Annotated in this window: 6 protein-coding genes and 1 pseudogene; 1 reads left to right on the top strand and 6 read right to left on the bottom strand. The window is 71.1% G+C overall.

Annotated features, from left to right (window positions below):
* The 4 genes and pseudogenes from ACTWQJ_RS47055 to ACTWQJ_RS47040 form a co-directional block, all read right to left on the bottom strand.
* Nucleotides 1-206, bottom strand: a 206-nt coding sequence (locus ACTWQJ_RS47055; RefSeq protein WP_443312513.1) for a hypothetical protein, incomplete at its 3' end; no start/stop codon positions are given.
* 198 nt (nt 207-404) lie between these two features.
* The gene (locus ACTWQJ_RS47050; RefSeq protein WP_443312512.1) at nt 405-1,103 is read right to left on the bottom strand and encodes a restriction endonuclease; all 699 of its coding nucleotides are present in this window, start codon (nt 1,101-1,103) and stop codon (nt 405-407) included.
* Nucleotides 1,103-1,318, bottom strand: coding sequence for a hypothetical protein (locus ACTWQJ_RS47045; protein WP_443312511.1), 216 nt, complete (start codon nt 1,316-1,318; stop codon nt 1,103-1,105). Before ACTWQJ_RS47045 ends, ACTWQJ_RS47050 begins: the two co-directional genes overlap by 1 nt.
* 939 nt (nt 1,319-2,257) lie before the next feature.
* Nucleotides 2,258-2,425 (bottom strand): annotated as a pseudogene (locus tag ACTWQJ_RS47040) (LysR family transcriptional regulator); the annotation flags it as partial.
* Nucleotides 2,426-2,523: 98 nt separating this feature from the next.
* On the opposite strand from ACTWQJ_RS47040, the gene ACTWQJ_RS47035 reads away from it, so the two are divergent.
* The gene (locus tag ACTWQJ_RS47035; protein WP_443312515.1) at nt 2,524-2,889 is read left to right on the top strand and encodes a YybH family protein; all 366 of its coding nucleotides are present in this window, start codon (nt 2,524-2,526) and stop codon (nt 2,887-2,889) included.
* A gap of 68 nt (nt 2,890-2,957) precedes the next feature.
* Here ACTWQJ_RS47035 and urtE read toward each other — a convergent pair whose 3' ends face one another.
* Entirely contained in the window at nt 2,958-3,650 is a 693-nt protein-coding gene (gene urtE / locus ACTWQJ_RS47030; RefSeq protein ID WP_443312510.1) for an urea ABC transporter ATP-binding subunit UrtE, read from the bottom strand.
* Nucleotides 3,650-4,399: an urea ABC transporter ATP-binding protein UrtD gene (gene urtD / locus ACTWQJ_RS47025; protein ID WP_443312514.1), complete on the bottom strand. Its 750-nt coding sequence runs from the start codon at nt 4,397-4,399 to the stop codon at nt 3,650-3,652. The genes urtE and urtD overlap by 1 nt, the downstream gene beginning before the upstream one ends.
* Between the last annotated feature and the right edge of the window lie 22 nt (nt 4,400-4,421).

Below are 4,421 nucleotides of genomic sequence, written 5' to 3'. Positions count from 1 at the left end.
CCCGACCAGACAGCCCCGGCTGCGCCCATGGAGCAGTCCGAGGACCGGGACGGGGCGCAGCCCGAGCCTGCTGCATGAGCGGTGCGGCTTACCGGCAGGTCGGCCAGCCGCTGCGTGGCCCGCCCGCGCAGGGCGGGCGTCATACGGCTGCACTCCCACGCCGGGGCCGTTCTCAGGCCGTACGCCGTCATCGCTGGGAGTCTCATCTGCGCCGATCATGCCGCCAACCTATGCAGTACCGCTGACAATCCACGCTCCCCGCCCCAGACGCCAAGCCACGGCCGCCCGCCTTTTTGAGCGGACACGCCCCGGGGCAGCTGGTGCGGGGGGATCCACCAACGAAGCTCCCCGCGCAGCCTGCCTCGCGCATGGCTTCACGAGCCGGGGGCCGGGCTGCTGAGCGCTCATCTCTCGGCCATCCCCTCCTGCGGGCGCCGTGTTCTCCTGCGCGCGGGCGCTTGCAGGCGCAGCATCTGGTGCAGGGGGGTGCCGTCTTCGGCCCATTGGCGCAGCCGGTCGCGGTCGGCGAAGTGAATCTGGTGGCGTGCGCCCCACGCTCGGGCATCGCGGGTGAGGTGGCCGTTGGTGACCACGACAGCGACGTCGGCATGGTGAACCGGCCAGGCGGTGCCTTTGACCTGGTACATCACCGGTGAGCTCACTTTGGCGGTGACGGTGGTGTGTTTGGCCTGCACCACCAGCCGCCCGAACACGGGGTGTTCGGCGATGACGTCGGCGCCCTGGTCACCGGCCCGGCCCGTTTGCCGGGCCTGCCAGCCGTCCCGGATGAGCAGGTCCCGCACGCTGTATTCGAACTCGCGGTCGCCCATCGCGTCGATCGCCGTCAGGGTGATCCGCAGCCGGGCCAGTGCAGCAGCCCGGGCCTGGCGCTGCCGGGCGGCGCGCTGCAGCCTGGTCAGCGTGTAGGCGAGGGCTGCGGCTGCCGCCGCCGCCAGGAACGGCCATCCGCGCACCGCCCACTCCCCTACGGCTGCTGTCGTTCTGGCCAGCAGCCAGGCAGCGGCGGCCAGCACCACCACCGCGGCCAGGTGTTCACCACGGCCCCGGGGCGGGCGCAGCTGTAATCCGGTGCGGCGGCCCATCAGCGGCCCGCCGACACCGACGCCGACGGCGCGGGTGTGCGCGGGGCCTGCCCGCTGCCGGTGGACGCCTCGCCCGCACCGAACAGCTGGCTCCATAACCACACTCCGGCGATCAGTCCGGCGATCGTCCAGCCGCTGAGCTTCTTCCCGCGGGGCCGCGGGTTGCGCCGGATGTGCTCGCGTACGACGTGACAACCCTCGGGAACCCTCGCCATCTTCCCTCTCCTCCTCAGGTTGCCGCAGGCCGCCAACTACAGCCTGTCCTGGTGGAGTTGATAGCAGCAGGCACTGACAAAACCCCCGCAACGATCAGCACTCGGCACAAGGCCACGGCGCGAACACGCCACCGCGCCCGGACCGGCCCCGCCCGCATTCGAACACCAGCAGCGCAACCCCACGCCGGCTTGCGTGGCATGCCGCGTCCGCCCCGCCCAGCAGCACCCGAGACCACGTGCCTGCGCCGCTGCACCGCCTCACAGCATCCGGCACGGCACTGCCTCCCCCTCAACCTCAAGGCGAAATGGCGTGATCACGTACATGTTCGAACATCACGGCTGCCGGCACGGTGGTCCAGGCTGCCGGGGGTATGCCGGGCCCGGGCCGCCGCGCCCCCTTTTGCCGGAGCCTGACACAAAGCAGAGCAACCGGCACAACGCCGCACGCACGACCGGCACGAGCACTTGCGCCCGGGCCGCGACTGCCCAACCGGCCTCGAGCAGGCGCCAGGTGAGCGGCGGCGGGTGTCTGGCGCCGGCCGGTGCTGCCGTGTCGGCGCGCTCCTGCCCGCACTCGGCTGGCTCTGCGTCAGGCGATGAGTCGCGGTGCGCAACCCGCCACTCATCGCCTGACGGATCCGGCAGCGTGCGGTTGCCTTCTTTCTTTGTGGGGCAGGGCGCCGCTGCCGGCGAGTTGAGGCAGGGCTCGGGGCGTGCGCGGCAGCACATCCGCCGCCGCGGCAGGTCGGCCTGGACCGCGTGCACGCGTCGCCGGACGTCACGTGTGTTGCCGGATGGGGGGCAGCAGGCTCTGGCCTGGCCACAGAGGGCCTGAGGCCTCCGCGCGGGCGAGGTGCCGGCCGATACCGGCGAGGACCTCGATCCGGTCGGCAGGCCCGAACGTCTGGTACCGGCGGGCGATCGGGTCGTACACCCGCACGTGGCTGTGCGGGCCGACCGGTCGAACGGCTCGGCACCGAGTTCACGTTCGAGCTGGCGGATCTGGGCGCTGACGCCGGACTGGCTGATGTGCACTCGCTCGGCCGCACGGGTGAAGTTCTGCTCCTCGGCGACTGCGACGAAGTATTCCAGCTGCCTCAGTTCCATGACTGGTAATTCTAACTTCCAGCAAATACATCTGTTGGATTTCTGATCGGTGGATGGCCAGGCTGGGAAGCGCTGAAGCCCGACGTCAGGAGGAACTCGTGCCGGAGTACGAGAAGGCAATGCGGCCCGAAGACATCACCCGCTTGTTCGTCGAACGGTCCAACGCCGGTGACGCGGCCGGGGTCGCCGCACTCTACGAAGAGGATGCAGTGATGGCCTACCCGCCCGGCGAGCTGACGGTGGGGCGGGAGGCGATCCGCGCGCTGTGGGAGAAGGTGCTGGCCAACGGTCCCCGCTTCGGTCCGGAACAACCGCTGCCGACGCTGATCAGGGGCGACATCGCCCTCACCTCGACCCCGCCGAAGGACGGTGCCGGCGCCCGGGCACAGGTCGTCCGGCGTCAGCCTGATGGAAGCTGGCTGCGCCTGCTCGACCAGCCCGAGTTCGTCCCGCCCACCCGCTGAACCCCTCGACGACCGCCACACCGAGGCCGTACGAGAGCGCTCCTGCCTGGAACGCCGCCGCCGGGAACTCACACGCTGAGCGCCTCCCGCACCGCGAGCTCCGACTCCTTGCCGCCCGCGCCGGAGGACGTGACCCGCCCGGCTTCCAGGACGTAGTACCGCTGCGCCGCGCGCATGGCGAAGCCGACGTGCTGTTCGACCAGCAGCACCGAGAGCCCGCCGCGCGCGGCCAGCGCCAGGATCGTCTCCTCGATCTCGGCCACCACCGACGGCTGGATGCCCTCGGTCGGCTCGTCGAGGAGCAGGATCCGAGGCTCCGTCACCAGGGCGCGGGCGATGGCAAGTTGCTGCCGTTGCCCGCCCGAGAGCAGCCCGGCGCGGCGGTTCGACAGGGCCCGCAGCGCCGGGAAGAGGTCCAGCGCCTCGTCGATCGCGGCCTTTCCACGTCGGCGTCCGTCGGCCACGAGCCGGAGGTTCTCGGCGGTCGTGAGGTGGGGGAACGCCTGCTGGCCCTGTGGGACGTACGCCATCCCGCGCGCCACCCGCTCGTGCGGCCTGCGGCGCGTGATGTCCTCGCCGTCGAGGCGGACCCTCCCGCTCAGAGGCGTCAGCAGCCCCACGGCGGCACGCAGCAGCGTGCTCTTGCCCGCGCCGTTGTGCCCGAGCACCGCGGCGACCCCGTCCTTCGGCACGTCGACACTCACCCCGTGCAGGACGGTGCTGCGGTGGTAACCGACGCGGATGTCCTCGATCTCCAGCATCACGCCTCCTGTACCGCCACGTCGGTGACTGTCTCGGCGGCCGCATGCCCGAGGTACACCTCCTGCACCTTCGGGTCGGCCTGCACCTCGGCCACCGTTCCCTCGCTGAGCAGTCGGCCCGCGTGCAGCACGCTCACGCTGCGCGCGAAGGACCGCATGAAGTCCATGTCGTGCTCGATGACGACGACGGTCCGCTCCGCGCTGATCCGCTCCAGCAGCTCACCGGTCGCCTGCCGTTCGTCGTGGCTCATCCCGGCCACCGGTTCGTCGAGCAGCAGCAGCCGTACGTCCTGCACCAGCAGCATGCCGATCTCCAGCCACTGCTTCTGCCCGTGCGCGAGCGTCCCGGCGGGGGAGTCGGCGAGCTTCGTGAGCCCGATCGTCTCCAGTGCCCGGGCGACCGGCTCGGGAACGTCCTTGCGGCGGCGCAGCATGGTCCACACGCTCCGGCCGGCGCCCGCCGCGATGTCCAGGTTCTGGAGGACCGTCAACTCCTCGAAGACGGTGGCCGTCTGGAATGTCCGCCCGATGCCCGACCGGGCGATCCGGTGCACACTCCGCCCGAGCAGCTCCGTGTCGCCGAAGCGCACCGAGCCCTCCGCCTTCACCAGACCGGTGACGGCGTCGACGAGGGTCGTCTTGCCGGCGCCGTTCGGCCCGATGAGGAACCGCAGATCACCCGGGCGCACATCGAGGTCCACCCCGTCGACGGCGGTGAACCCGTCGAACGACACGCGCAGTTGACGTATCTCAAGCCCTGCCGGTTCACTC

The sequence above is a fragment of the Streptomyces sp. KR55 genome (genome assembly GCF_052245645.1).
Classification (GTDB): Bacteria; Actinomycetota; Actinomycetes; order Streptomycetales; family Streptomycetaceae; genus Streptomyces; species Streptomyces flavusporus.
The sequence above is the reverse complement of the archived record's forward strand: the minus strand, read 5'-3'. Positions and strand labels throughout refer to the sequence as shown.

Excerpts from the sequence above, each read along its gene's own strand:
- urtE (WP_443312510.1), bottom strand. The coding sequence starts at position 3,650 with ATGCTGGAGATCGAGGACATCCGCGTCGGTTACCACCGCAGCACCGTC.
- ACTWQJ_RS47050 (WP_443312512.1), bottom strand. The coding sequence starts at position 1,103 with ATGGGCCGCCGCACCGGATTACAGCTGCGCCCGCCCCGGGGCCGTGGT.
- ACTWQJ_RS47045 (WP_443312511.1), bottom strand. The coding sequence starts at position 1,318 with ATGGCGAGGGTTCCCGAGGGTTGTCACGTCGTACGCGAGCACATCCGG.